At 55.0% G+C, this 23,668-nt stretch carries 21 protein-coding genes and 1 riboswitch; of the genes, 9 read left to right on the top strand and 12 right to left on the bottom strand.

Annotated elements, in window-relative coordinates:
• Positions 1-125 precede the first annotated feature (125 nt).
• The 7 genes from folE to Abin_RS02740 form a co-directional block, all read right to left on the bottom strand.
• Positions 126-740, bottom strand: a complete 615-nt coding sequence (gene folE / locus Abin_RS02710) for a GTP cyclohydrolase I FolE (RefSeq protein ID WP_048844771.1) — start codon at positions 738-740, stop codon at positions 126-128.
• Between the two features lie 36 nt (positions 741-776).
• Positions 777-1,250 carry a Co2+/Mg2+ efflux protein ApaG gene (apaG, locus tag Abin_RS02715; RefSeq protein ID WP_048844772.1) on the bottom strand — a complete coding sequence of 158 codons (474 nt, stop codon included), beginning with the start codon at positions 1,248-1,250 and terminating at the stop codon, positions 777-779.
• 184 nt (positions 1,251-1,434) lie between these two features.
• Entirely contained in the window at positions 1,435-2,643 is a 1,209-nt protein-coding gene (gene metZ / locus Abin_RS02720) for an O-succinylhomoserine sulfhydrylase (RefSeq protein WP_048844773.1), read from the bottom strand.
• Positions 2,644-2,755: 112 nt separating this feature from the next.
• A riboswitch (SAM riboswitch) is annotated at positions 2,756-2,835 on the bottom strand.
• A gap of 147 nt (positions 2,836-2,982) precedes the next feature.
• Positions 2,983-3,969: an 8-oxo-dGTP diphosphatase MutT gene (mutT, locus tag Abin_RS16055; RefSeq protein WP_048844774.1), complete on the bottom strand. Its 987-nt coding sequence runs from the start codon at positions 3,967-3,969 to the stop codon at positions 2,983-2,985.
• Positions 3,962-5,068, bottom strand: coding sequence for an aromatic ring-hydroxylating oxygenase subunit alpha (locus Abin_RS02730; RefSeq protein WP_048844775.1), 1,107 nt, complete (start codon positions 5,066-5,068; stop codon positions 3,962-3,964). The genes mutT and Abin_RS02730 overlap by 8 nt, the downstream gene beginning before the upstream one ends.
• Positions 5,069-5,180: 112 nt before the next feature.
• Positions 5,181-5,675, bottom strand: a complete 495-nt coding sequence (locus Abin_RS02735; RefSeq protein ID WP_048844776.1) for a DUF2721 domain-containing protein — start codon at positions 5,673-5,675, stop codon at positions 5,181-5,183.
• A 42-nt stretch (positions 5,676-5,717) separates the two neighbouring features.
• A complete protein-coding gene (locus Abin_RS02740; RefSeq protein ID WP_048844862.1) occupies positions 5,718-6,611 on the bottom strand; it encodes an ATP-binding protein in 894 nt (297 codons plus the stop codon).
• 166 nt (positions 6,612-6,777) lie between these two features.
• Between Abin_RS02740 and yajC the strand changes: the two genes are divergently transcribed.
• The 3 genes from yajC to Abin_RS02755 all read left to right on the top strand — a co-directional run bounded on the left by yajC (position 6,778) and on the right by Abin_RS02755 (position 10,171).
• The gene (gene yajC, locus Abin_RS02745) at positions 6,778-7,143 is read left to right on the top strand and encodes a preprotein translocase subunit YajC (RefSeq protein WP_174766813.1); all 366 of its coding nucleotides are present in this window, start codon (positions 6,778-6,780) and stop codon (positions 7,141-7,143) included.
• 240 nt (positions 7,144-7,383) lie between these two features.
• Positions 7,384-8,916, top strand: coding sequence for a phospholipase D-like domain-containing protein (locus Abin_RS02750; protein WP_255319243.1), 1,533 nt, complete (start codon positions 7,384-7,386; stop codon positions 8,914-8,916).
• Between the two features lie 220 nt (positions 8,917-9,136).
• The gene (locus Abin_RS02755; protein ID WP_048844777.1) at positions 9,137-10,171 is read left to right on the top strand and encodes an MYG1 family protein; all 1,035 of its coding nucleotides are present in this window, start codon (positions 9,137-9,139) and stop codon (positions 10,169-10,171) included.
• Positions 10,172-10,239: 68 nt separating this feature from the next.
• On the opposite strand, the gene Abin_RS02760 is transcribed toward Abin_RS02755, so the two are convergent.
• A complete protein-coding gene (locus tag Abin_RS02760; protein WP_255319244.1) occupies positions 10,240-12,495 on the bottom strand; it encodes a primosomal protein N' in 2,256 nt (751 codons plus the stop codon).
• Positions 12,496-12,615: 120 nt separating this feature from the next.
• Here Abin_RS02760 and Abin_RS02765 point away from each other — a divergent pair, with 120 nt between their 5' ends.
• The 3 genes from Abin_RS02765 to Abin_RS02775 are packed head-to-tail and all read left to right on the top strand — an operon-like array spanning position 12,616 to position 15,512.
• Positions 12,616-13,587, top strand: coding sequence for a tyrosine recombinase XerC (locus tag Abin_RS02765; RefSeq protein ID WP_048844866.1), 972 nt, complete (start codon positions 12,616-12,618; stop codon positions 13,585-13,587).
• An 11-nt stretch (positions 13,588-13,598) separates the two neighbouring features.
• Complete coding sequence (gene pip, locus Abin_RS02770) at positions 13,599-14,561, top strand: prolyl aminopeptidase (RefSeq protein ID WP_146867606.1); 963 nt, start codon at positions 13,599-13,601, stop codon at positions 14,559-14,561.
• A gap of 3 nt (positions 14,562-14,564) precedes the next feature.
• Entirely contained in the window at positions 14,565-15,512 is a 948-nt protein-coding gene (locus Abin_RS02775; RefSeq protein WP_255319245.1) for a retroviral-like aspartic protease family protein, read from the top strand.
• A 120-nt stretch (positions 15,513-15,632) separates the two neighbouring features.
• Here the strand turns inward: Abin_RS02775 and Abin_RS02780 are convergent, their stop codons facing one another.
• Both Abin_RS02780 and Abin_RS02785 read right to left on the bottom strand, forming a co-directional pair.
• Positions 15,633-16,142 carry a hypothetical protein gene (locus tag Abin_RS02780; protein ID WP_048844778.1) on the bottom strand — a complete coding sequence of 170 codons (510 nt, stop codon included), beginning with the start codon at positions 16,140-16,142 and terminating at the stop codon, positions 15,633-15,635.
• Between the two features lie 198 nt (positions 16,143-16,340).
• Complete coding sequence (locus Abin_RS02785) at positions 16,341-17,735, bottom strand: ammonium transporter (RefSeq protein ID WP_048844779.1); 1,395 nt, start codon at positions 17,733-17,735, stop codon at positions 16,341-16,343.
• A gap of 217 nt (positions 17,736-17,952) precedes the next feature.
• Here Abin_RS02785 and Abin_RS02790 point away from each other — a divergent pair, with 217 nt between their 5' ends.
• Entirely contained in the window at positions 17,953-18,771 is an 819-nt protein-coding gene (locus Abin_RS02790; RefSeq protein ID WP_048844780.1) for a glycosyltransferase family 2 protein, read from the top strand.
• 69 nt (positions 18,772-18,840) lie between these two features.
• On the opposite strand, the gene Abin_RS02795 is transcribed toward Abin_RS02790, so the two are convergent.
• Positions 18,841-19,179, bottom strand: a complete 339-nt coding sequence (locus tag Abin_RS02795; RefSeq protein WP_048844781.1) for a P-II family nitrogen regulator — start codon at positions 19,177-19,179, stop codon at positions 18,841-18,843.
• A 224-nt stretch (positions 19,180-19,403) separates the two neighbouring features.
• Between Abin_RS02795 and Abin_RS02800 the strand changes: the two genes are divergently transcribed.
• Positions 19,404-20,654: a UbiH/UbiF/VisC/COQ6 family ubiquinone biosynthesis hydroxylase gene (locus Abin_RS02800; protein WP_048844782.1), complete on the top strand. Its 1,251-nt coding sequence runs from the start codon at positions 19,404-19,406 to the stop codon at positions 20,652-20,654.
• A 39-nt stretch (positions 20,655-20,693) separates the two neighbouring features.
• The gene (gene cysE, locus Abin_RS02805; RefSeq protein WP_048844783.1) at positions 20,694-21,548 is read left to right on the top strand and encodes a serine O-acetyltransferase; all 855 of its coding nucleotides are present in this window, start codon (positions 20,694-20,696) and stop codon (positions 21,546-21,548) included.
• Between the two features lie 84 nt (positions 21,549-21,632).
• Here cysE and ade read toward each other — a convergent pair whose 3' ends face one another.
• Positions 21,633-23,336, bottom strand: coding sequence for an adenine deaminase (gene ade / locus Abin_RS02810; protein ID WP_048844784.1), 1,704 nt, complete (start codon positions 23,334-23,336; stop codon positions 21,633-21,635).
• Between the last annotated feature and the right edge of the window lie 332 nt (positions 23,337-23,668).

A 23,668-nucleotide genomic window follows, 5' to 3' on the forward strand; every position in this document is an offset into this window, starting at 1 on the left:
CAGCCGTAACTAGTCCTGTGCCACATTTAACGCATCAGATGTTGCTGCACTGGAAATCTATAGTTTGCCTCTGGCAATCAAAGCATAAAAAAGGGAGGCACTAGAGCCTCCCTTTTTTAATAGTATCAGTATTCGCTGGCGCCGGGGCGGTTCAGCATGGCCATCAGTTCACGCCGTGTGTCTGAATTGGTGCGGAACACACCCAGCATGCTGCTGGTTACCATGGAAACACCGGGGCGGTGCACACCACGGGTTGTCATGCATTCGTGGCTTGATTCAATAATCACAGCAACGCCCTGTGGCTCCAGCACATCATTGATTGTGTTGGCAATCTGGGCTGTCAGTCGTTCCTGAATTTGCAGGCGGCGTGCGTAGGCATCGACCACGCGGGCCAGTTTGGAAATACCGACCACACGGTTGCGTGGCAGGTAAGCCACATGCGCCCGGCCAATAATGGGTGCCAGATGATGTTCGCAATGACTTTCAAACCGAATATCGCGCAGAAGCACGATTTCATCATACCCTTCAACTTCTGAAAACGTACGTTCCAGCAATGTGCGCGGGTCTGTTTCGTAGCCTTCAAAAAACTCTTCATACGCCCGCACAACGCGTGATGGCGTGTCATGCAGCCCTTCACGGTCGGGGTTGTCACCTGCCCAGCGTAGCAGGGTGCGTACGGCTTTTTCTGCTTCTTCGCGTGACGGACGATGGTCGTTATCGGGCAGAGAATCGCTGCTCATGCCTGTCTCCTGCGTGTACGGTGTCGATGAAACTGCTTAATGAATCTGTCTGATCTGGAACGGGCTATCCAGGCTGAAAGCCGGGATGGTCACATCAAAACGGCGGCCGGAATTAATGTCACGCATCTGGTAAGACCCGCGCATAAAGCCACCAGCCGTGGTCAGTGAAACGCCAGAAGTATAGTCAAACCCGTTTTGCGGGCGGATAACGGGCTGCTCGCCCACCACACCTTCACCATGCACATATTCGGTACGGCCAGATGCGTCCGTAATATGCCATGTGCGTTCTGTTAGCTGCACAGTTGATTTGCCAGCATTTTCAATGCGGATACGGTAAACCCAGCAATACATATGCTCATCGGGTTCAGACTGATCAGGCAGCCAGAATACCTGCACACTCACACGCAGGTCTTCCGTTACGGCTTCATAGGCCGGAACAGAGGAAAACAGGTCGTTCAAGGCGTCTTCCGGGTCATGGGACATGGGCGCTGAAGCCGACCAGTCAGGCATGGGCTATTCTTGCTCCTGATGAAAAAACGGGATGAGATGTGCACAGAAAACAGACCGTCTGTGCCAAAACATGCGGCAACTGTGCACTGCCCCTATCATGAGTTGGCACATCAGGAAAGCCGCGTGTGCCCTTTCTGCCACGGCAACGGCAGAAAGGGTGGCGTAATCTGAAGGAGGTAGCCGATCAGCCGCGAGGCAGAGCAGCGACCCCACGAGCCAGATCATCAATCAGATCTGCGCTGTCTTCCAACCCAACCGAGAACCGGATTGCCCCGTCAGAAATACCCAGACGCGCGCGTTCTTCTGGCCCGATTTTCATGTGGGTGGTGGTAGCCGGGTGTGTGACCATGGAGCGTGCATCACCCAGATTGTTTGAGATTGCGATCAGTTGCAGGGCATTCATGAAGGCAAAAGCGCCTTCCTGACCACCGGCAACTTCAAAAGCAACCAGACTGCCGCCGCCACTCATCTGGCGTTGGGCCAGATCATACTGTGGGTGGTCTTTGCGGCCGGGGTAGCGCACGCTGACAATACCGGGTGCACTGGCCAGATAATCTGCCACCGCAGCCGCATTACGGGTCATGGCGTCCACACGCAGGGACAGCGTTTCAAGCCCCTTCAGCATGACCCATGCGTTGAACGGAGACAGCGCATTGCCCGTGTTGCGGGTAAAGGGCTGAAGCGTTTCGGTAATCCAGTCCTGACGGCCCAGAACAGCACCGCCCAGCACACGGCCCTGACCATCAATGTGTTTGGTACAGGAGTACACAACCACATCTGCCCCCAGTTGCAGTGGCTTCTGGTAAATGGGGGAGGCAAACACGTTATCAACGACAACAATGGCACCAGCCTTATGCGCCCGTTCCGCAATGGCGGCGATGTCCAGCACATCCAGCATCGGGTTTGATGGGCTTTCCAGCAGCACGGCGGCTGTGGGTTTTGACAGGGCCTCATCCCATGCGGTCAGGTCTGCTCCATCAACAAACACGGTTTCCACGCCGTAGCGAGGCAGCAGGTTGGCAACAATCCAGTGACATGAGCCAAACAGCGCGCGTGAGGCAACAACCCGTTCACCGGCTTTAACATGCGACAGCAGTGCGGAAGACACAGCACCCATGCCAGTCGATGTCGCAACGCAGGCTTCAGCGCCTTCCAGGTCAGCCAAACGGCGTTCAAGCGCAGTGACAGTCGGGTTAGCAAAGCGGCTGTACTGGTAGTGCTGAACCTCACCCGTGAAGGTTTTGGCAGCCTGTTCAGCGTTATCGTACACAAAGCCAGACGTCAGAAACAGGGCTTCGCTGGTTTCACCAAACTCGGTCCGTTCCATACCGGCATGGAGAAGACGCGTCGCAGGACGCCATGTGGAGAATGAGGAGGTCTTGCTGTCACTCATGATGAAGTATCCGGTTCTTTTCTGCTCTGATGGCCTGAAGAGAAGCACGGAGAATAAGGTGTTTCCGCTTCAGTCATACTTGCTCATCTGACCGTGGAAACAATGGAACAGGGTACGCCTGCCCAAAGCCTCTTTAGCGCGTTTGTTTTACCTCGCCGCAAGCCGGCCTTACAAATCACGAGGGCCCGGCGCAGAAAAATGTAAAGCACCGAACAGAAAGGTTTATGCGAAGGCAGCCGCTATTCGTCAAGAGTGGAATAGGCCACGGGCTGCTTTGCTCTGGCCGGGTAGCTTGCGCGAGGCATACGGAACGCAGGCCAGAGTGAGCCTTGCGGCAGGTTAGAGCAGCTCCTGCAACAGTGGAACAAAAGGCAGATCTGCTTCTGGCATGGCGTAAGTGTGCAGGTCTTTCGGGCTGACCCATGCAAGCGTCTGGCCTTCACGCGGGGTAGGGATACCACTCCAGCGACGGCACAGATAAAGCGGCATCAGCAAATTGAACGTGCTGTAGGCGTGGGAGGCAAACGTGAAAGGCGCAAGGCATGCGCGGGACACATCAAGACCCAGCTCTTCTTCCAGTTCGCGCACCAGTGCTGCTTCCGGGGTTTCTCCGGGCTCGACCTTGCCGCCGGGAAATTCCCACAGGCCAGCCATACTCTTTCCTTCCGGTCTGCGGGCCAGAAGAATATCCCCATCATTGTTAATCAGGGCTGCCGCTGAAACTAGAACAAGCCGCCGCACTGCGGATGCAGCCGGGTCTGGCTCTGCAGGGGCTTCCAGTTGCGATCGGGTCATTTCAAATACCTGAACCGGATATTCCGTACCACGGGCGACAAACATCTGTTTGTCCGTGCCAATCTGGGTAAACCCAATATGGCCCAGCACCCGGGCCGAGGCGATATTATCTTCTGCAACCGTGGCGCGAAGGCGCGTGATGTCCAGATTGGCAAAGGCCCAGCGTGCCACGCGCGCGGCGGTGAGTGACGCTACGCCTTGCCCCCAATAGGGACGCCCGACCCAATACCCCAGAATACCAACGCGGCCTATGTTCGGCAGGGTTTCGATCCGTAGCCCGACACAGCCCATCAGACGATCCTGATCATCCAGAATGGCAAAGTGGCACCCTTCCTTTGCCCGGTGCAGGCTGAGGGTAGAGGCAATCCATTCATCAGCCAGATCACGCGGGTAGGGAAACGGCAGGCGGCTGAGCATACGCACCACTTCCCAGTCATTGACCAGGCGGTGGAGCGCTGTTGCATCATCAGGCAGAAGGGGGCGCAACCGGTAAGGCGGCGCCTCGAGCATTAAAGACGCAATGTCAGGCATTTTTGGCTGGGGCGGGGGCGATACCACATTCTGCCAGCAATCCGCGCAATGCGTTGATGACGGGGAAGACTTCCACATTGTGGTCGCCACCCAGTTCACGCCACGCATTCTGCTCAAGCTCCACAATCTCGCGGTCTTCGGCAAAAATGCGTTCGGTAAAGGCTACAAGGAACGGCCATGCCAGTTCAAGAACACCCGGCACTTTCGGCCGCTTGACAGACAGCAGGCCAAATGTGCGGTTGGTCAGTTCTTCCGCGTCCTGCGGGGTATAGACAATCCACAGATCCATCACCGGGTCTTCATCACCCGTCTGGATGCACAATGTCTGATACGGATATTCCGTACGGATTGTCATGACGTCACGGTGCTGGAATTTTTCTGATGAATCGCGTCGTTCACCAAAAATCAGGGCTTCACCCAAAGGCTGTTTGCCGCTGGTGCGGGCGAAGGAATATCGCGCCTCCACCAGTCCGGGTTCACGTTTCTGGCCCAGAAAGCGCGGGCGCATCTGTCCCATTTGCTTCATGTGCATGAACTGATGATTCATATCCATCAGGTTTTCATGCATGAAACTATAGTGGCACTTCACTTCCCGTCCGAAAGAGCGGGTTTTGTAGGCCGCATCGCCCACACGGGCCAATCGGGGTGACAGAGGCACGGAGTCAGCTTTTTCGGGGTCTCCGGGGAAGACAAAAATCAGGCCATCCTGCTCTTTGCAGGGGAAGGTGCGAACGCCGTTGGGCAGCTTGCCTTTGCCAAGATAAGGCACGTCAATGCAGCGGCCGGAGCGACCATAGGCCCACCCGTGGTAACAGCACTGAACGGACTGCCCGCAGACTTTTCCCTTGCTAAGCGGCACCTGACGATGGGCGCAGCGGTCTTCAAGTGCGAAGATGGCCCCTTCGGTGGGGCGTACCAGCGCAATCGGTGTGCCAGCATAGCGTGTGCCGATTGTCTTGCCGGGCTTCAGTTCCTTGGACCACGCAACAGGGTACCAGAAATCAGGATTGGAACGGACGCGCCGCAGATCAGTCTTTGGACGTTCCGGCCCGTTTGTGTCTGTCCGGTCTTCAGTTTCGGTCTGAACGGTGTGGTCCATCTCGCCTCAATCACTATGACTAACGGGGCGGCATCACTCTGACACTGCCGTACTGCGCTACATGCAACCCCATATCACGGAAAGAGGCAAGGCGAAGCACAGATACGGGCGTCTATGTCGTTTTTGGAGCAGGGCGAGGCAGGGGCCCTTCGCGTTTTAGGCCATGCCAAGAGATCAGACTGTCACCCAGAAACAGGGCCAGTGCGCCCACTGTGCAGGCCAGTGCTACGCCAAACATCAGCACCAGCCAGTTCGCAACTGAGGAATCGCGCACACTGCCCATAAACAGCACGAAGGCTGCCCCGCAGGACGACGCGCCGCCAAGGCCGCCAGCCAGAATGGCCCCATCCAGCATTAAGGTGCGTCTGTGTAGCCTGACCAGATGCCGTTCCAGTATCTGGTTGCGCGCCATATCGGGGTTGTCATCCAACAGTAGGGCGTTGGCCTGTTCAATATGGTCAGACACCCGCGCCAGACGGGTGTTGAACAGGTTAAGCAACGTCCCGATACCCGACAGCATAAAAACAGGTGTCAGCGCAATCTGGATAATGTGGGCAACGCTATCAACGGGCTCGGCTGCAATACCTCCAAAAATGGGGAGGGCCATAAACTCTTTTCCTCGGTGTTGTGACGGAAGGGAAATGGCGGCTTACGAACGCGTTGCGTCCGGGTTTTCCGCCATCTGGGCAGTTAGGTCTTCAATGAACTGGAACGCCACACGGCCAGAACGGCCACCACGGCTGATGGCCCACATATTGGCGCGGGCGGCCAGATCATCATCGCTGATGGGAAGGGCGCGTTCTCTCGCATAGGTGCGCACCATGTCAAGGAAGACATCCTGCGGGCAGGCATGGAACCCCAGCCACAGACCAAAGCGATCAGACAGCGAGACCTTTTCTTCAGTCGCCTCTGACGGGTTGATGGCGGTGGCGCGTTCGTTCTCAATCATGTCACGCGGCATCAGGTGGCGGCGGTTGGATGTCGCATAGAACAGAACATTTTCGGGCCGCCCGGCAATGCCGCCATCCAGCACAGATTTCAGGGCTTTGTAATCCCGGTCTTCTTTTTCAAAGGACAGATCATCACAGAACAGAATGAAGCGGCGAGGGCTCTGGCGTAGCAGGGCCAGAAGTTCTGGCAGGGTGGACAGATCTTCACGCTGAATTTCAATCAGCGCGATACGTCCCTTTCCGGGCTCGCACGGTTTGCCATTAACACTATTGACCAGCGCATGCACCCCTTTGACCAGCGAGGACTTGCCCATCCCACGTGACCCCCAAAGCATGGCGTTATTGGCAGGTAACCCACGGGCAAAATGTTCGGTGTTGTCCACCAACGTCTGACGTTGGGAGTCCACACCCTGCAATACCGCAGCCGGAACGTGGGAAACATGGGCTACGGGCAGAAGCTGCCCTCCCTCCGGGTGCCAGACAAACGCATCAGCCTTATCCACCCCGGCCAGACTGGGCGCGGGGGGAGAAAGCCGTTCAAGGGCAGCGGCAATACGTTCCAGAACAGAAAGCTGATCGGGGGGGAAGGTCATCAGGGCGGCGTCCTTGCGGCACTTTTGGTCAGGTTTAGTGCGGCAGCGTAGGGCAACCTTTGTCATGAAGAAAGCATTTGCATGCACACAGACGCTTGACGCGCGAGCAGCGAAAATTATGGTCAGCCACTCAGTTGATGAAAACCCGCCCTGTGGAAGGCCTGCGATTATGTCTGATTTCTTTATCTCTACCGCTTATGCGCAAACAGCCGGGGGCGGTGGTGGTCTGTCCAGCATCATGTCTTTTCTGCCGTTTGTTGCCGTTTTTGCCATCATGTATTTCCTGCTTATCCGCCCCCAGCAGCAGCGGCAGAAGCAGTTGCGGAATGAACTGAAATCCCTGCGTCGGGGTGACCGCATTGTGACCGCAGGCGGTGTTGTTGGCGTTGTGCAGAAAAGCCGGGACGATGCCGCAGAAGTTGAAGTGGAAATTGCACCGAACGTCCGCGTTCTGGTGATGCGGGATACCATCAGCACTGTTCTGACCAGCACAGCCAAGCCAGCCAATGATGCGGCACTGCCGAAAAAATAAAAGATTTTTTGATAATCTGATTCAAACGGAAAGCGGGCTTTGGCCCGCTTTTTTGTTGGGTTACAATCAACCAAGTCAACGTATCCGAGTGGGCTTATATGCGATCAAGGCCATTGGATAGTCTATGGTCTGCTCTGGTTTTGCGGTACATCCTGTCGCATAAAACGAACCATGCTGAAGCAGCCTGAAAAAGTTTGGCGGCCTTTGCAAAAGACTGCGCAGACCAGCGGGGTGTAAAACGTGGCAGACAGGCAACCAGAAAGTCAGACAGAAGAAACAGGACGGGTATTGCAGCCCGGTAAAAGCTGCTGGCGTGTGGAACATGCCAACCGGTTTGGCTTTATTGTGGATGCTGAAAACTACTTTGTGGCCGCCCGTCAGGCCATGCTTCAGGCGCGCCAGAGCATTTTGCTGCTTGGTTGGGATTTTGACCCCCGCATTACGTTCGGCGAGCCGGAAGACAGCCAGCCGGAAAGTCTGGGTGAGTTTATTCTCTGGCTGGCAGACAGATCACCCAAGTTGGAAATCAGGCTGCTTCGGTGGGATACGGGGGCACTGAAAACCCTGTTCTGCTGGCGGTCCCTGCTGACTGTGGCGCGGTGGGCCAGACATCCGCGCATCACGCTCCGGCTTGATGGCAAACACCCTTTTGCCGGGTCGCAACACCACAAGATTGTGGTGATAGATGACCGTGTCGCCTTCTGCGGTGGCATTGATATGACCGTAGGGCGTTGGGATACCAGACAGCATCTTGATCATGACCCAAGGCGCAAGGGGCCGGATGGTGAAGACCTGAAACCCTGGCACGACGCCACCAGCGTGTTTGATGGCGAAGCGGCGCACGCAGTGGGGGACCTGGCGCGGGAGCGGTGGCGCATTGTGACGGGCGAAACCTTGCCTGTCAGCACCGGAGGGCAGGACTGTTGGCCACAGGGGGTTGAACCGTCCTTTCATGATATGCGGCTGGGCATTGCCCGCACTATTCCCAAAATGGACGATATCCGCCCCGTTCATGAAATTGAGGAAGCCTATCTCAGCCTGATCGCGCGGGCACGTCACGTCATTTATGCGGAAAGTCAGTATTTCGCGTCCCGTAAGGTTGCGCATGCTCTGGCTATGCGGCTGGTGGAAGAGGACGGACCAGAAATTGTGGTCATCAATCCTGTTTCGGCCGAAGGGTGGCTTGAACCTGTGGCCATGGACACTGCCCGAGCCCGGCTGGTTGAAGCCTTGCAGCGGTTGGACAGGAAGGGGCGTTTCCGCCTGTATCATCCCGTAACTGAGGCGCAGGAACCTATATATGTTCATGCCAAAGTTACCGTGGTGGATGAGAGCGCCCTGCGCGTCGGGTCTTCAAACTTCAATAACCGCTCACTCCGGCTGGATACGGAGTGTGATGTTATCCTCAGTACCGATGAGGTTGGGAATGAGGACTTGCATGATGAAATTCTGCGTCTACGGAATGATCTGCTGGCAGAGCATCTGGGTGTCAGCGGGCAGGAAATAGCTGACCACATCACACAGACAGGTTCGCTGATCGCAACAATTGAAGCGCTGCGTCTGCGGGGTGGACGGACATTGGTGCCCTATAAAATGCCGAAACTGTCTGGCGTGGAAGAATGGCTGGCAGATAATGAAGTCCTTGACCCACATGGTCCGGACGAAATTTTTGAAGCGCCGCATCGCCGTGGATTATTCAAAGGCTGGGCCGCGTTACGAACCGGGATGCATGACCTGAACCAGAAGCGAAAAAAGCATTTTTCGAAGAAATAGCTGCAAGGTTGAGAGTCTGCTTTGGCAGGATTTCAAACGACAGCTTCCAATGAAAACCAGCAAAGCCTGCACAAATTCTTCGTGACTCGGTCTGACAACGGGCCGTGTGCCGACAGGCGGTATTTGGCAGTTTTCTGATGATAGACATTGTGCAGGCGCACGGCGTGCTGCATGACAGGGGGCATCAAACCGACACTCTTCATTTTTTCACAGGTTTTTCATGTCAGAACATACTCCCATTGGTCTTGATAACAGCAAGGGCCCCATCAAAGCCCTGACCCACTCGGGCAACTTCCATGTGGACGAGACTCTGGGCTACGTCATTCTGCACTATGCGCTGGAGCCAGAAGGGGACCTGAAAGCCCGTGTTCTGAATGGAAAATCAGGCGACCGGCTGGAATTTGTGCGTACACGCACACCAGACATTATTAAAACCGCTGATATCGTTTTTGATGTGGGGGGTGTGTTTGACCCGGCTACTGGCCGGTATGACCACCACATGAAAGACAAACCCCTGCGTGAAGATGGCACCCCCTACAGTGCCGCAGGTTTGTTGTGGAAAGATTATGGTGCAGCCGCCATACGCGCCATTCTGAAAGAACCCGTTGAGGATGCAACGGTGGCTGCAATCTGGAAGTCACTTGATAAATCACTGGTTCTGCCGATTGATCAGGATGACAACGGCGTTGTGAAAATGGGCAAGCTGTCGCTGGCTGATATTGTGTCTGCATGTGGCCCGGCATGGGATACGGCAGAACTGTATGGGCAGAAAGAAGCCAAAAGCCGTGAAGCTCAGGGCTTTGCCAATGCCGCTTTTGCGGTGGCGTCCCATCTGGTCAATATGGTTGACCGTGTGCGCGCCAGCCTGAAAGCCGCCAGTCGTGTCATGGCCGCTTATAATGCTGCTGAAGATAAACGTATTCTTGTCATGGACACGGGGATGCCGACTGAAAAGGTTATTTTCGAAAATGACCTGCCGGTTGTGTATGTGGTTTCCCCCGCAGGGCCTGATCAGTGGAATGTCAAAGCCATTCCACCGGTGCGGGGTGATTTCGGCCAACGTGTGTCTCTGCCCGAAGCATGGGGCGGGTTGGAACGTCAGAAACTGGCGGATGTATCAGGCGTGCCTGACGCCGTGTTTGCACATCCGGCCCGTTTTATCTGCGGGGCAGGCAGCCGCGCCGGGGCTGTGAAAATGGCGCAACTGGCGCTGGAAATTGATGCTGCCACTAAAGCTGCCAGCACAAAAGACTGATCCTGACTAAACGGGTTGTTTTCGGACGGCCTGTTTTTAGAACAACACCTTCAGAACCCGGTTGATTTCTACAGGAAAGAGACCGGGTCAATATCCACGTCAATGCGAACCCCCTTGCCGGGTTTGACCATACCCAGCCAGCGGCGAAGGATCGGCTGTACCGCAATGCTGCGCACCGTGCGCAACAGAATGCGGCGGCGGTGGCGGTTGCGTAAGACGGCAATCGGGGCAGGTGCTGGCCCCAGAACCTGAATACCCTCCCCATACGGGGCTTTGCGGCCCAGTTCCGCAGCCGTGCTGTCAGCCTCGCGCGCATCTTCGGCGCTGATAATCAGGGCTGCCAGTCGCCCGTAGGGTGGCCAGAAACCGGGGCGGCGTTGTGCAGCTTCCTGCGCCATAAAGGCATCAAAATCCCCTGACAGCAGAGCCTGCATGACAGGGTGCTCTGGCGTATAGCTTTGCAGCAGCACGCGCCCCGGTGTGGTGGCGCGCCCGGCGCGTCCGGCAACCTGATGCAGCAGCTGGATGGTGCGTTCACCCGCCCGAAGGTCCCCGCCGCCAAGGCCCAGATCAGCATCGACAATGCCTACCAGCGTCAGGTGCGGAAAGTGCCAGCCTTTGGCGACAATCTGTGTGCCGATAACCAGGTCAACCTCGCGTCGGGAAATCTTGGCCACAGCCTCCGCCGTGGCAGCGGGGCCACCCAGAGTATCACTGGCCATCACCAGAATACGGGCATCCGGGAACAGGTTTCGCGCTTCTTCCGTAATGCGTTCAATGCCCGGCCCAATGGCGGTCAGGCTGTTTTCTGCACCGCAGGTGGGGCAGGTGGGCGGCATGGGTTCGGTATGGTCGCAATAATGACACGACAATATTTTTTTCGCCCGGTGTTCAACCAGCCATGCGGTGCAGTGCGGGCATTCCATCCGGTGACCACAGGCCCGGCAAAGGGTCAGCGGGGCATAGCCGCGCCGGTTCAGGAACAGCATGGCTTGTTCCTGCCGGTCAAAGGTGGCGGCCATTTCCTCGGTCAATGCGGGTGAGAGGAACAGCCCACGCGGGGGGGGATGGTCGCGCATATCCACAATCCGGGTTTCCGGCATGGATGCACCACCGTGGCGTGAGGGCAGAATAAGGTGCCGGTAACGCCCGGCCTCAACATTTGCCAGTGTTTCAAGGCTGGGGGTGGCAGACACCAGCGCAATGGGAAACCCGGAAAGCCGAGCCCGTACTACGGCCATATCCCGCGCATTGTAAATGACGCCTTCTTCTTGCTTGAAGAGGGATTCATGCTCTTCATCCACAATAATCAGGCCGAGATTTTCAAACGGCAGAAACAGGGCTGACCGTGCGCCGACTACAACTGTGGCGCTGCCATTGGCCGCGGCATGCCACGTCAGACGGCGGGCGCGTTGCCCGACTTCTGAATGCCAGATGGCGGGTTGCGTGCCAAAGCGCCGGGTAAAACGCTGCATCCATTGGGCAGAAAGGGCAATTTCGGGCAGCAGCACCAACGCCTGTTTGCCTTTTTCCAGACACGCGGCAATGGCTTCCAGATAGATTTCAGTCTTGCCCGACCCGGTCACACCTTCCAGCAGCGTGACAGAAAACCCGCCGTTATCAACTGTTTCATGCAGGGCGGCTGTCGCCGTGGCCTGTTCGCCCTCCAGCACCGGTGGGTTGTGATGCGGGTCAGGCGCGGCAAAGGGCCGTTCTGGCCCCAGTTTGACTGCTTTTAGCGCTCCAGCATCAGCCAGTCCTTTGACAACGCCCGGACCAACGGCGGCTGCGGTTGCAATATCCGTGGTGGTGCGGGCAGTGCCGTCTTGCAGCAGGTCCAGAATTTTCTGCCGGGCCGGGGTGATGCGCAAGGTATCGGGTAACGGTGATACAGGAAGCCAGCCGGTGCTGGGTGTGGGCACGCCCCGCATATGCAGGCGCAACGTCATGGCCAACACCATACCGGGGGGGGACAGCGTGTAGGCGGCAACCCAATCTATGAAATGACGCAGTTCTGCTGATAGCGGGGGCAGGTCAAGCAGTTCGGCCACGGGGCGCAGACGCGCCATATCCACGCTACGCTGGGGTGGGGGCGCAAAATCTGCTGGCAGGGCGGGGTTGGGTTCCCACACCACGCCGGTTTCCCGCCGTCTGCCCAGTGGCACCACCACAATATCCCCGGCTTTCAGCGGCATGTTGGTGGGGGCGACATAATCAAACGGGCCGGGGAAAGGCATGGGCAGCAGCACGGAAACCCTCTGCCGTCCCGGTGTGGGCGGCTTGTCCTGTTCTGGCAGTAGGGAGGAAAACGATGCAGGCTCCATACCGTTCTGTTTAAGCGGCTGGGCGTCTAAAGAACAGTGCTTGCGTCAGCAGAAAAACTCTGAACAAGTAAGGCCGTGTTTCAGCGTGCCGCACAGCCTTTGTGTGCGGAAGGGGAGAGCATGACAGCAGACGAGGCCGTGCAGACATTTCTGGGGTGGATGGCCACGGAAAGACGCGCCTCGCCGCTGACGGTTGAGGCGTATCGCAGTGATCTGGCCCGGTTTCTGGGGTTCATGGCCGAACATCTGAACGGGCTGCCAGACATGGCTGGCCTTGCCAAAATCAGCCTGCGGGACATGCGCGCCTGGCTTGCACAGGAACAGGCGCGGGCCGCTACGGCCAAAGTGCGTAAAACCACGCCAGATCGGGCCGCCCGGACGCGCTCTCGCCGGGTATCTGCCGTGCGGTCGTTTTTTCGGTATCTGGCCCGCCGGCACGGGGTGGAAAATCCGGCAGTGGGATTACTGGCTACGCCTCGCACCAAAAAGCCGCTTCCGCGCCCATTGAGCAAAGAAGACGCCAAGGCTGTGCCGGAAGATATTGCGTCTCTGGCGCATACAGACATGGCGCGTCAGCGCGACGGAGCCTTGTTTCTGCTGTTGTATGGCTGCGGATTACGTATTTCCGAGGCATTGAATCTGAACGTGGCAGACCTGACGCTGATGAAAGCCAGCGGCGTGCTACGCATAAAAGGAAAAGGCAACAAGGAACGTCTGGTGCCCGTGTTACCGCAGGTGCAGCAGGTGCTGGAAGGCTGGAAAAAACATCATCCTTCCCCCTTGCCGGATGAACCGTTGTTCCCCGGTGTGCGCGGTGGTCGGCTACAGCCCGGCATTGCGCAGAAAGCCATGCGGGAATGGCGCGGTCTGGCAGGGTTGCCAGATCATGTCACCCCCCATGCGCTACGCCATTCCTTTGCGACGCACCTTATGGAAGGCGGGGCTGATTTACGTGTGATTCAGGAATTACTAGGTCATGCCAGCCTTTCAACAACACAACGCTATACATTGGCTGATGAAGCCCGTTTGCTGGATGTCTGGAACCGGGCGCACCCCCGTGCGCAGGGCAACCAGCATAGCCAAGAAGGATAAGAGAAACCACCATGATGCCAGCCTACCGCGCCCCGTGGCCCGAAATCGAACCCTATAAACACGGGTATCTTGATACCGGAGAAGGCCATCAGGTCTATTGGGAAGAATGTGGCAACCCGGAGGGTATTCCCGTCGTGTTTCTGCATGGCGGCCCCGGTGGCGGGTGTAACGCGGCCCAGCGCAGACTGTTTGACCCATCCCGTTACCGTATCGTGCTGTTTGATCAGCGTGGTTGCGGGCGGTCGAAGCCTCATGCGTCTTTGGAGAACAACACGACGTGGCATCTGGTCGCTGATATTGAGCGTCTGCGTGTTCAGGCCGGGGTTGAGAAATGGGCTGTGTTTGGTGGCTCATGGGGCTCCACCTTGGCTCTGGCATATGCCGAAACGCACCCAGACCGCGTAACAGCCCTGATGTTGCGGGGTATTTTCACACTGCGCCGGGCGGAATTGCTCTGGTATTATCAGGAAGGCGCATCGTGGATCTTCCCGGATAAATGGGCCGATTTTCTTGCCCCCATTCCGCCCGCTGAACGGGGGGATATGATGGCGGCGTACCGTAAGCGGCTGGTGTCAGAAGATGTGACCGTTCGTCATAAAGCGGCTCTGGCCTGGAGTCTGTGGGAGGGGCGGACCCTTACCCTGTTGCCTGCACCAGATATTGAACAGCAGCATGAAGATGCTGACTACGCGTTGGCGTTTTCACGGATTGAAAACCATTATTTTGTGCATGCTGGCTGGCTGGAAGAAGGTCAGTTGATCCGCAATGTTGACCGTATTCGGCATATTCCCACTGTTATCGTGCAGGGGCGTTACGATATGGCAACCCCGGTCCGCACCGCGTGGGATCTGCACGAAGCGTGGCCCGAAGCCAACTTTCATCTGATTGATGCGGCCGGTCATGCCCTGTTTGAACCCGGTATCCTGACAGCGTTGCTGAACGCGACAGACCGCTTTGCGGAAGAACTGGCCTGAACCATGTCCATCCTGCGCTTTTTCTCCTTCGGGTGTGTCGCAATGGCTGTTCTGACAACGTGTCTGCCAACTGCTGCTCGTGCTGCTGAAGACGGAGAAAGCGGATGCCAGCAGGAACGCGTTGCCCGCGTTCCGCTAAGGAATGACGCTGGTTTTCTGAATACGCCTGTTCAGATAAACGGCTACGCTGCCAGCATGATTGTTGATACCGGGTCAGAAGGCAGCCTGATCTCACCCGAAGGGGCAGCGCAAATCAATCTGCCGCTTGACCCATCCATGCACACAATGGTGCGGGGAACAGGCGGTATAGGGCGTTTGGTGCCGAACGTGCTTGTCAGGTCTTTCAAGATTGGCGGGCTGGAAAATGGTCCCCTTTCCATACCGGTCGGCTCGCTGCCGGGAAAGCCACAGACCCAACCCCCGATAGAAGGATTGGTCGGGGGCGACATGCTCTCGCGTTACGATGTGGAGTTTGATGTGGCAGGGCACACCCTGACCTTCTGGCGGCCAGCCAGAAACGGTACGGGGTGCGCAGGGCCGCAAGGCTGGCATGTTATCTATCGTGCGCTGCCCATGCAGTTTGACGGGCGGCGTGTAACCATTCAGGTTGAACTGGATGGACACCCCATGAAGGCATTGGTCGATAGTGGGGCACGGTCGCGGATTGTTTCAGAAGCGGCAGTGGCGCGATTAGGGGTTTCTGAAGCAACGCTTGCAGCAGACCCGGGCGGCATTACCAGTGGGGTAGATGGGCATCGCCAGATGTATCACTGGCACAAATTTCACACGCTTAAATATGGTCTGGAAGAAGAAAAAGCCCCGGTACTAACCGTTGCACCCATTCAGGATTCCGTTGACATGCTGTTAGGGTCAGACTGGTTTGCAGCCCACAAAATCTGGATTTCCTACCGCACGGGCAAGCTATACGTTATGCCGTCTTTGAAGCGGTAAGCAGATTTGCATCAGGTTATCTGTGCAAGCAAAGCAGACTTGAACAGTCACATACATTTATAAAAATAGAATACTCAAATAAAAACCGGAGCATTGCAATAATGCTCCGGCGTAGGGGTTTTAGCCTGCTTTAAGGTGCGTGTTGCACTGGCTGTAGTAACCGCCGCCTTTCTGAATCCATTTCAGAGAACCGTTACCGCCCGTTGTTTTGTTGGCGTTATACTGGTCAAGGCAGGTTTTCATGCGGCCTTTGCCAGCACTCAGGCTGGAGTATTGTGAGGCAATGGCTGACGGGAAGACCACACCCGCCGTGGTGGTTGCCGCAGCGGCAGCAGGCTTTGCGGCTTCAGCCGGGGCAGCCGTGCTGGCGGCTGGTGTTTCTTTGGTTGCTGTTGGTGCAGCCGCCGCAGGTGCCGTAGTGGTGGCAGGGGTTGTCGCTGCTGCTGGAGCATCACAGGTAGCGGCTTTAAAGTCCTTGTAGCTCTGGCCGTTCAGTGTGCCAGCGGTACGGGCAGCGGCAAAGTTCTTGTGGCATTCTTTTGCGCTCAGAGCGTGCGCTGCTGGTGCGGAAAGGGCCGTGGCACAGCTAAGCGCCAGTGTGGCGAGCATAATGCGGGCAGAAGATGTCATGTGGACAAAACCTCATCCAAAACCAGGGAGAATAAACGGCCCCATGCCGTAACGCCCTGAATATCCGCAGCATATGCCGAACCGAATACTTTGGAAACGTCTGTGTTGCGTGCGCAGGGCGCGGCCTGAAAAATAAAAACCCCTCCCGACTATTCGCAGTGGGGAGGGGTAAAAATGCTTAAACTAGGAAGGAGAATATTAGTTGATGCGCTCCCCATGCAGGGACATATCCAGCCCTTCCAGTTCCTGATCAGCGGTGACGCGTAGACCAATGGTCATGTCAATCAGCTTCAGCAGAATAAAGGAAATGGCACCACACCAGATAATGGTTACAATCACGGCTTCGCACTGTACCATAAACTGGTGCAATGAGCCGACAATGCCTGTGGGGTTGGCATCTGTTGCAGAAAGCGGACCGTAGGCAAAAAGCCCGGTCAAAAGCGCTCCCACAATACCGCCCACACCATGCACGCCAAACGCATCCAGACTATCATCATAGCCGAGCAGATGTTTGAGGGAGGTCGCGCTCCAGAAGCAGATTACGCCTGTAATCAGGCCGATAATCAGCGCGCTACCGGGTAGCACAAAGCCTGCGGCGGGGGTGATGGCAACAAGACCACCAACAGCGCCAGAAATTACACCCAGAACGGTTGGTTTGCCGGTGCGCAGCCATTCAGCCAACATCCAGGCAACGCCTGCGCCAGCCGCTGCAATCTGGGTGGTGGCCATGGCCATGCCAGCACGACCATTTGCCCCCACGGCAGAGCCCGCATTGAAGCCAAACCAGCCCACCCACAGCAGCGATGCGCCGATAATGGCATACGTCAGATTGAAGGGGGAAAGATCATCATGACCATACCCTTTGCGGCGGCCAAGTACCAGGGCGCAGACAAGACCGGCAATACCGGCATTGATATGCACAACGGTGCCCCCGGCAAAGTCAGCAGTGCCTAACCCAGCCAGCCAGCCAATAGGGCTCCAGACCCAATGGGCGATTGGGGCATACACAACCAAAGACCAGATAACGGAAAAAACGCACATCGCGCTAAACTTCATTCGTTCAGCGTAAGCACCGGAAATTAGGGCAGGGGTGATAATGGCAAACGTCATCTGGAACATCATGAAGATGCTCTCAGGAATGGTCATTGTCGTGGCGTTTGGGGAATCCGCGCCGAGCGTAAAAGCAATGTCTGCGCCGTTGTGGATATGAGCGCCCAACCCGTTCAGGAAGATGCGGGAAAAACCACCAATCCAAGGCGAGCCTGTTGTAAAGGCCAAAGAATACCCGGCAACCATCCAGACAATGGACATAATGCAGCACAGGGCAAAAGACTGCATCAGGGTGGCCAGTACGTTCTTTTTCCGCACCATACCCGCATAAAATAATGCAAGACCGGGAATGGTCATCATTAGCACCAAGGCTGTGCTGATCAGCATCCACGCGGTATCGCCCGTATCAATGGCGGGGGCAGAGTCCGCAGCGTGGGCAAAACCAGAAGGAAGCAACAGAACACTTCCGGCAACAGCGGAAACAACTGCCCATTTGTTAACCCCGCCAGTTGCAGGCAAAGCCATGAAAGACCGTAAGGCCATGGATTTCTGTTCTCCCGTTAACGCATTATGCCAGACCGAGGGCATCTTCAGACTGCGTCGATAGCATGTTTTGCACCGTTATCGTAGCCTTGGCGGAATGATTCCCTCAAGAGAGTTGGATCCAAATAAAGTGATGGATTATTGACTGGCTAATAAATGACGGGAATGATGCCCTAGTTAGAAATTCATTTTTCACAAAGCATTAGGTGATGTCGAAATGGAAAAAATTGCAGTTTGTGTCGTTGTGAAAAATGAAGAAAATAGAATAAAAGAGTGGATATCGTATTATTTATCTATGGGATTTGATACGATATTTATTTATGACAACAATTCAAGTGATAAAACTGAATCAATAGTAAAAAAAATTGGGAATTTATTCGATGTTAGATATCAAAAATGGGATAGAAACGACTTTTATTATCAAATGGACGCTTATAATGACTGCATAAAGACACAGAGAGAAAATTTTAGATGGATAGCTTTTTTAGATTCAGATGAATTTATTGTTCCGTATGGTGAGCACTGTATAAAGAAATTCCTGTCTCGTTATGAAGAGTTTTCTGGGGTAGTCATAAACTGGGCCATGTTCGGCTCCTCTGGCTTTATTTCTCCTCCATCAGGGTTAGTTATCGAAAATTTTGTTTGGAGATCAAATTCTCAATTTTACAATGCGAAGCATATAAAAAGTATTATCAATCCGAAAATGGCAGAACATTGCATTAATGCCCATTTTTTTAAAATGAATGGTAAAGTCGTTGACGTATTAAAAAATGAACCGGTTTGGGAAAAAGAGGGAATTATAAATGGTAATCCAATATATGATATTTGCCAAATAAATCATTACTATACTAGAAGTAAAAATGAGTGGGTATCTAAAATAAAAAGAGGATACCATGATATGGATACATCTAATTTTGATGATAGTAAAATATTAGAAGGATTTGAATACGCAGACCGTAACGAGGTATTTGACGTGAATATTTTTTATAATATACCAAGGTTGAAAATTTTAATGGAATATATAAATAATTATTAAAGTTAAAAAAGGCACTGTTTTCGGGTTACTAAAAGCAGTGCCTTTTATTTGTTCGTTAATAAATGGTTTTTACAGGGCTTCATCCCCTGTTTCGCGTGTGCGGATACGAATGACGCGGTCAAGTTCGCTGACAAAAATCTTGCCGTCGCCAATTTTACCCGTATGCGCGGCGTCAAGAATGGCTTCAATAACCTGATCAACCAAGGCGTCTGACACCGCGACTTCGACCTTGATTTTAGGCAGAAAGCTGATGCGATATTCAGCGCCACGGTAGATTTCAGTCTGTCCTTTCTGGCGGCCAAAGCCTTTGACTTCAGATACTGTCAGGCCCTGAATGCCAAGGGGGGCCAGCGCTTCCCGAACATCATCAAGCTTGAAGGGCTTTATAATCGCGGTCACCAGCTTCATCTGGGCAGTCTTCCTTCGGGCTTCGAACATGGCAACACAATGGCCTAGAGACCAGCAAAGCACATGAACGCTAATTCATTTCGATACCAGCATGCCAGATTTTTCTATCGTTGACGAGCCTCCCTCTTTGGCCTTTCTGCTGGGTGGGTTAAAAGAAACACATGGTTTCTGAAGGCGGCCTCTCTTTTGCGCTTCAGGCTGAGTGAATTAAGGAATGTAAAGTCATGGTTGCTACCACCGCATCCGCCGTTCATGACACCGGGGCCGCTTGCCCGCCGGTGCCGGATGTTGATGTCTGCATTGTCGGTGCGGGGCCGGTTGGGGCGACCTTGGCGTGTCGATTGGCCAAGGAAGGGATTCAGGTTGCAATCATAGACCGGGTGGCGCTTGCCCCTATGGAGCACCCTGATTTTGACGGCCGGGCCTATGCCATTGCTGCTGGCCCCAAAAAGCTGCTTGAGGAGGCCGGGGTATGGGACGTCCTGCCGCTGGATTCCTGCCCGATTGAAGAAATTCTGGTCACGGATGGCCGCCCTGGTGAGCCTGCATCATCTCTTTTTCTGGAGTTTACGCGGGATGATGCCTCGCAGCCGTTCGGCTGGATGGCAGAAGCACGGGCGTTGCGCGTTGCATTGAACGAAACCATGCATGACCATCCGAACCTGACGGTGCTGGCTCCGGCCGAAGCAAAAATTGAGCGTAAGGCGGAAGGGGCCATTATCAGGCTGACAGATGGACGGCAGTTCAGAGCGTCTGTGGTTGTGGCGGCTGATGGGCGCAAAAGCCGCCTGCGCTCGGAAGCCGGTATTCCCTTGACCAAGCTGTCATACGGCCAGACAGCCATTGTCTGCGCGATTGCCCATGAATTCCCGCATGATAACGGCGCATTGGAACATTTTCTGCCAGCAGGCCCGTTTGCACAGCTTCCCATGGCCGGGACGGAGAACCATCCCTACCTGTCTGCTATTGTATGGAGCGATAAAGACGGTCTGGCTGAACGCTTTGCGGCATTGCCAGATCAGGCTTTCGCGCGTGAGATTGAGCGCCGTATGGGCAATACGCGCCTAGGCAAGGTTACACCTGTGGGCAGAAGATGGACGTATCCGCTATCCGCCCAATATGCCCAGCGTTACACCGATACACGGCTGCTTCTGGTGGGCGATGCCGCGCATGGTATTCATCCTATTGCGGGGCAGGGCCTTAATCTGGGGTTCCGTGATATTATCGCGTTAAGCGAAATTCTGATCACAGCCCACGGCAAGGGAGAAGATCTTGGTTCGCCCGCGTTGCTGGCGCGGTATCAGGCCCGGTGTCGCCCTGCCAATATGTTGATGCTTGCAGCCACGGACACGCTTGATAGACTGTTCAGCAACAACAACCCTGTTGTGCGTCTTGCCCGAGATCTGGGTATTGCGGGTGTTAATCGGTTTCCAAAGCTGCGTAAGGCGTTTGTGCGTCACGCCATGGGAATTTGATAATCCCTTTCACTGTTATATTCTGGAGAGAACTCACCAATGGATCAGGTGCATAGTCCTTCCGTTCTATCCAGCCACTTTGATGAAACCAGCACGGCCTGCGCTTCCCAACTGGGGGTTTTGTGGCAGCAGATGGTCGCGCAGGCCTGCGTCTGTAATGACCCTTTGGTGCGTGGGTTGCTGGCAACAGGTATCCGCAGTCATTCAGATTTTGCCTCTGCACTGGCAGCGCTTTTGGGCCGTAAGCTGGGTGATCGCTCAGTGGCGGCCGATGCGCTGACCGAACTTGTTGCGGAAGGGTTCGAGGCGCAGCCTGAAATTGTCTGTGCCGCCGCCGCCGATATGGTGGCCATACGCGAGCGTGACCCCGCGTGCCCGGATTTTGTGACGCCTTTCCTGTTTTTCAAAGGTTTTCATGCTGTACAAAGCTACCGTGTAGCCCACTGGCTATGGCTTGGGGGCCGGCGGCATTTAGCGCTGCATCTGCAAAGCCGTGCGTCTGAACTGTTTGGCGTGGATATTCACCCCGCAGCCCAGTTGGGTCGGCGTATTCTGTTTGACCACGGAACCGGTATTGTGGTGGGGGAAACCTGCATTATCGAAGATGATGTCTCCCTGCTGCAGGAGGTCACTCTTGGAGGAACAGGGAAACATAGCGGTGACCGCCACCCCAAAGTGCGCCGGGGTGTGCTGATTGGTGCGGGAGCCAAGGTTCTGGGTAATATCGAACTCGGTGAAGGGGCGAAAATTGGAGCGGGGTCCATTGTGCTGGAATCCGTACCGCCTTTCACAACTGTTGTTGGTAACCCGGCGCGTAAGGTCGGTACCCGTCATTCTGGTATGCCCGCACTGACCATGGACCAGATGCTGCCGCCGATAGATTACATCATTTAAGGTTCAGTCAGGGCCGCAAAAAAGCCGAGACCCTGCAAAGGTCTCGGCTTTTTTGTAGCGCAGAGGACGAAGGCCCGATGTGCCTTAAAGAACTTCCATCCGGTTAACATCTACCATTCCGAAATCCGTGATTTTGAGGTGCGGAATAACGGGCAGGGGAAGAAACGCCAGTTGCAGGAAGGGTTCATCCAGTGTGCAGCCTAAGTGCCGGGCCGCTGCCCGCAGATGCTCTAACTGCTGCTGCACGACTTCAAATGGCGCATCACTCATAAGACCAGCAATGGGGAGCGGCATATCTGCGATAATCTGGCCATCCTTAACCACCACAAAGCCGCCACCAATGGTTTCCAGATGATTGACCGCGACTGCCATGTCAGCAGCATCTTGCCCGACTACGCAGATATTGTGGCTGTCATGCCCGACCGAGGATGCAAATGCACCGCCATTGGTCAGGCCAAAACCCTTTACAAAGCCTCGGCCAATATTATCGTTATGGCCATGGCGCGCCACGACGCATACCCGTGCAATATCCTGATGGGGGTCTGGCAGGACGCATCCATTTTCTACGGGAAGATCTGCTTTCAGAAACGGGGTGATAATCTGTCCGGGTATCAAGCCGATAACCGGGCGTTGTGTTCCTTCACCGTGCAGAACCAGATCATCCGTTGTCACGGGGGAGGGGAGTTGCACACTCCCCAGCCCAACATGCGGGGTGACGTCACGGGATTCAAACAAAGCATCCGTTACAAGGCGACCAGCACTGATTACGTCTGAAACCCTGCACTCATATATGTCATCCAGCAGCACGATATCAGCACGGCGTCCGGGGGCAATCAGGCCGCGGTCTCGTAACCCAAAGGCCTGTGCCGCACTCAGCGAGGCGCAGCGATAGGCCGCCAAAGGCTCCACGCCCAAAGAAATGGCTAAGCGGATCAGATAATCCAGATGGCCTTCATGCGCGATTTCTAGCGGGTTGCGGTCATCGGTGCAGAAGGCAAAAAACTGTGCCGTCTGCGGTGTCAGTAAGGGAGCCAGCGCTTTCAGGTCTTTGCAAACTGATCCTTCACGGATCAGAACCATCATGCCTTTCCTGATTTTTTCCAACGCTTCTTCGGCTGTTGTGGCCTCATGGTCTGTGGTGATGCCTGCGGCCAGATATCCGTTCAGCTTACGGCCTCGCATCAGGGGGGCATGGCCATCAATATGGCCGCCTTCAAAGGCTTCCAGCTTCTGAATACAATCAGGATCGCAATTCAGAACCCCAGGAATGTTCATGAATTCAGCAAGACCGATTACTTTCGGGTGGTCCCGATAAGGCAAAAGATCCTGCGCATAAAGATGCGCGCCGGACGTTTCAAGCGCTGTTGAGGGCACACAACTGGACAGGTTAACGCGCAGATCCATAATGGTGCGCGTTGCGGCATCGGTAAAATAATCCAACGCAGAACGGCCAAGTACATTGGCCATTTCATGCGGGTCACATATGGCCGTGGTCACTCCATGAGGCAGCACGCACCGATCAAATTCAAAGGGTGTAATCAGCGACGATTCAACGTGCAGATGGGTATCAATAAAACCCGGAACAGCAATGCGTCCGTGCCCTTCAATAATGGTCTTGCCATCATACTGATCAAACGTGCCGACAATCGTGTCACCACACAGGGCAATATCGGTCGGGATCAGATCACCCGTGACTAAGTCAAACAGCCGAACATTCCGGATGACGGTATCTGCAACGTCAGCACCACTGCCTTGAGCAATGCGGTCGGAAAGAGGTTTGCGTGCCATTCTGCTCTTACTTTCTGCCGTCAGTCTGGCGGCTATGGTCCCTCATACGCCACAGGAACGCAAATCCTGTTTTTCATAAAAAACAGGAGGAATGGAAGCAGATAATAGCGTTTCGTCTTCTTTAATATTTAATCGCATGATGAATGAATTTGGGACGAAAAAGAAAACAAAACGAGAGATTAGTATACTCTTAATCCAAACCCTTAATTATGTAGGTTTTTCCTTTTTAAAATCAGTATTTGACGTTTCGTGACAGATTAAACGGCGTAATTTTATGCTGCGAAAGAGAGAGGGATGATTTATTAATACCGGAATTAAGTATATTTCTGCGT

The organism is Acetobacter indonesiensis, from assembly GCF_000963945.1.
GTDB classification, from domain to species: Bacteria; Pseudomonadota; Alphaproteobacteria; order Acetobacterales; family Acetobacteraceae; genus Acetobacter; species Acetobacter indonesiensis.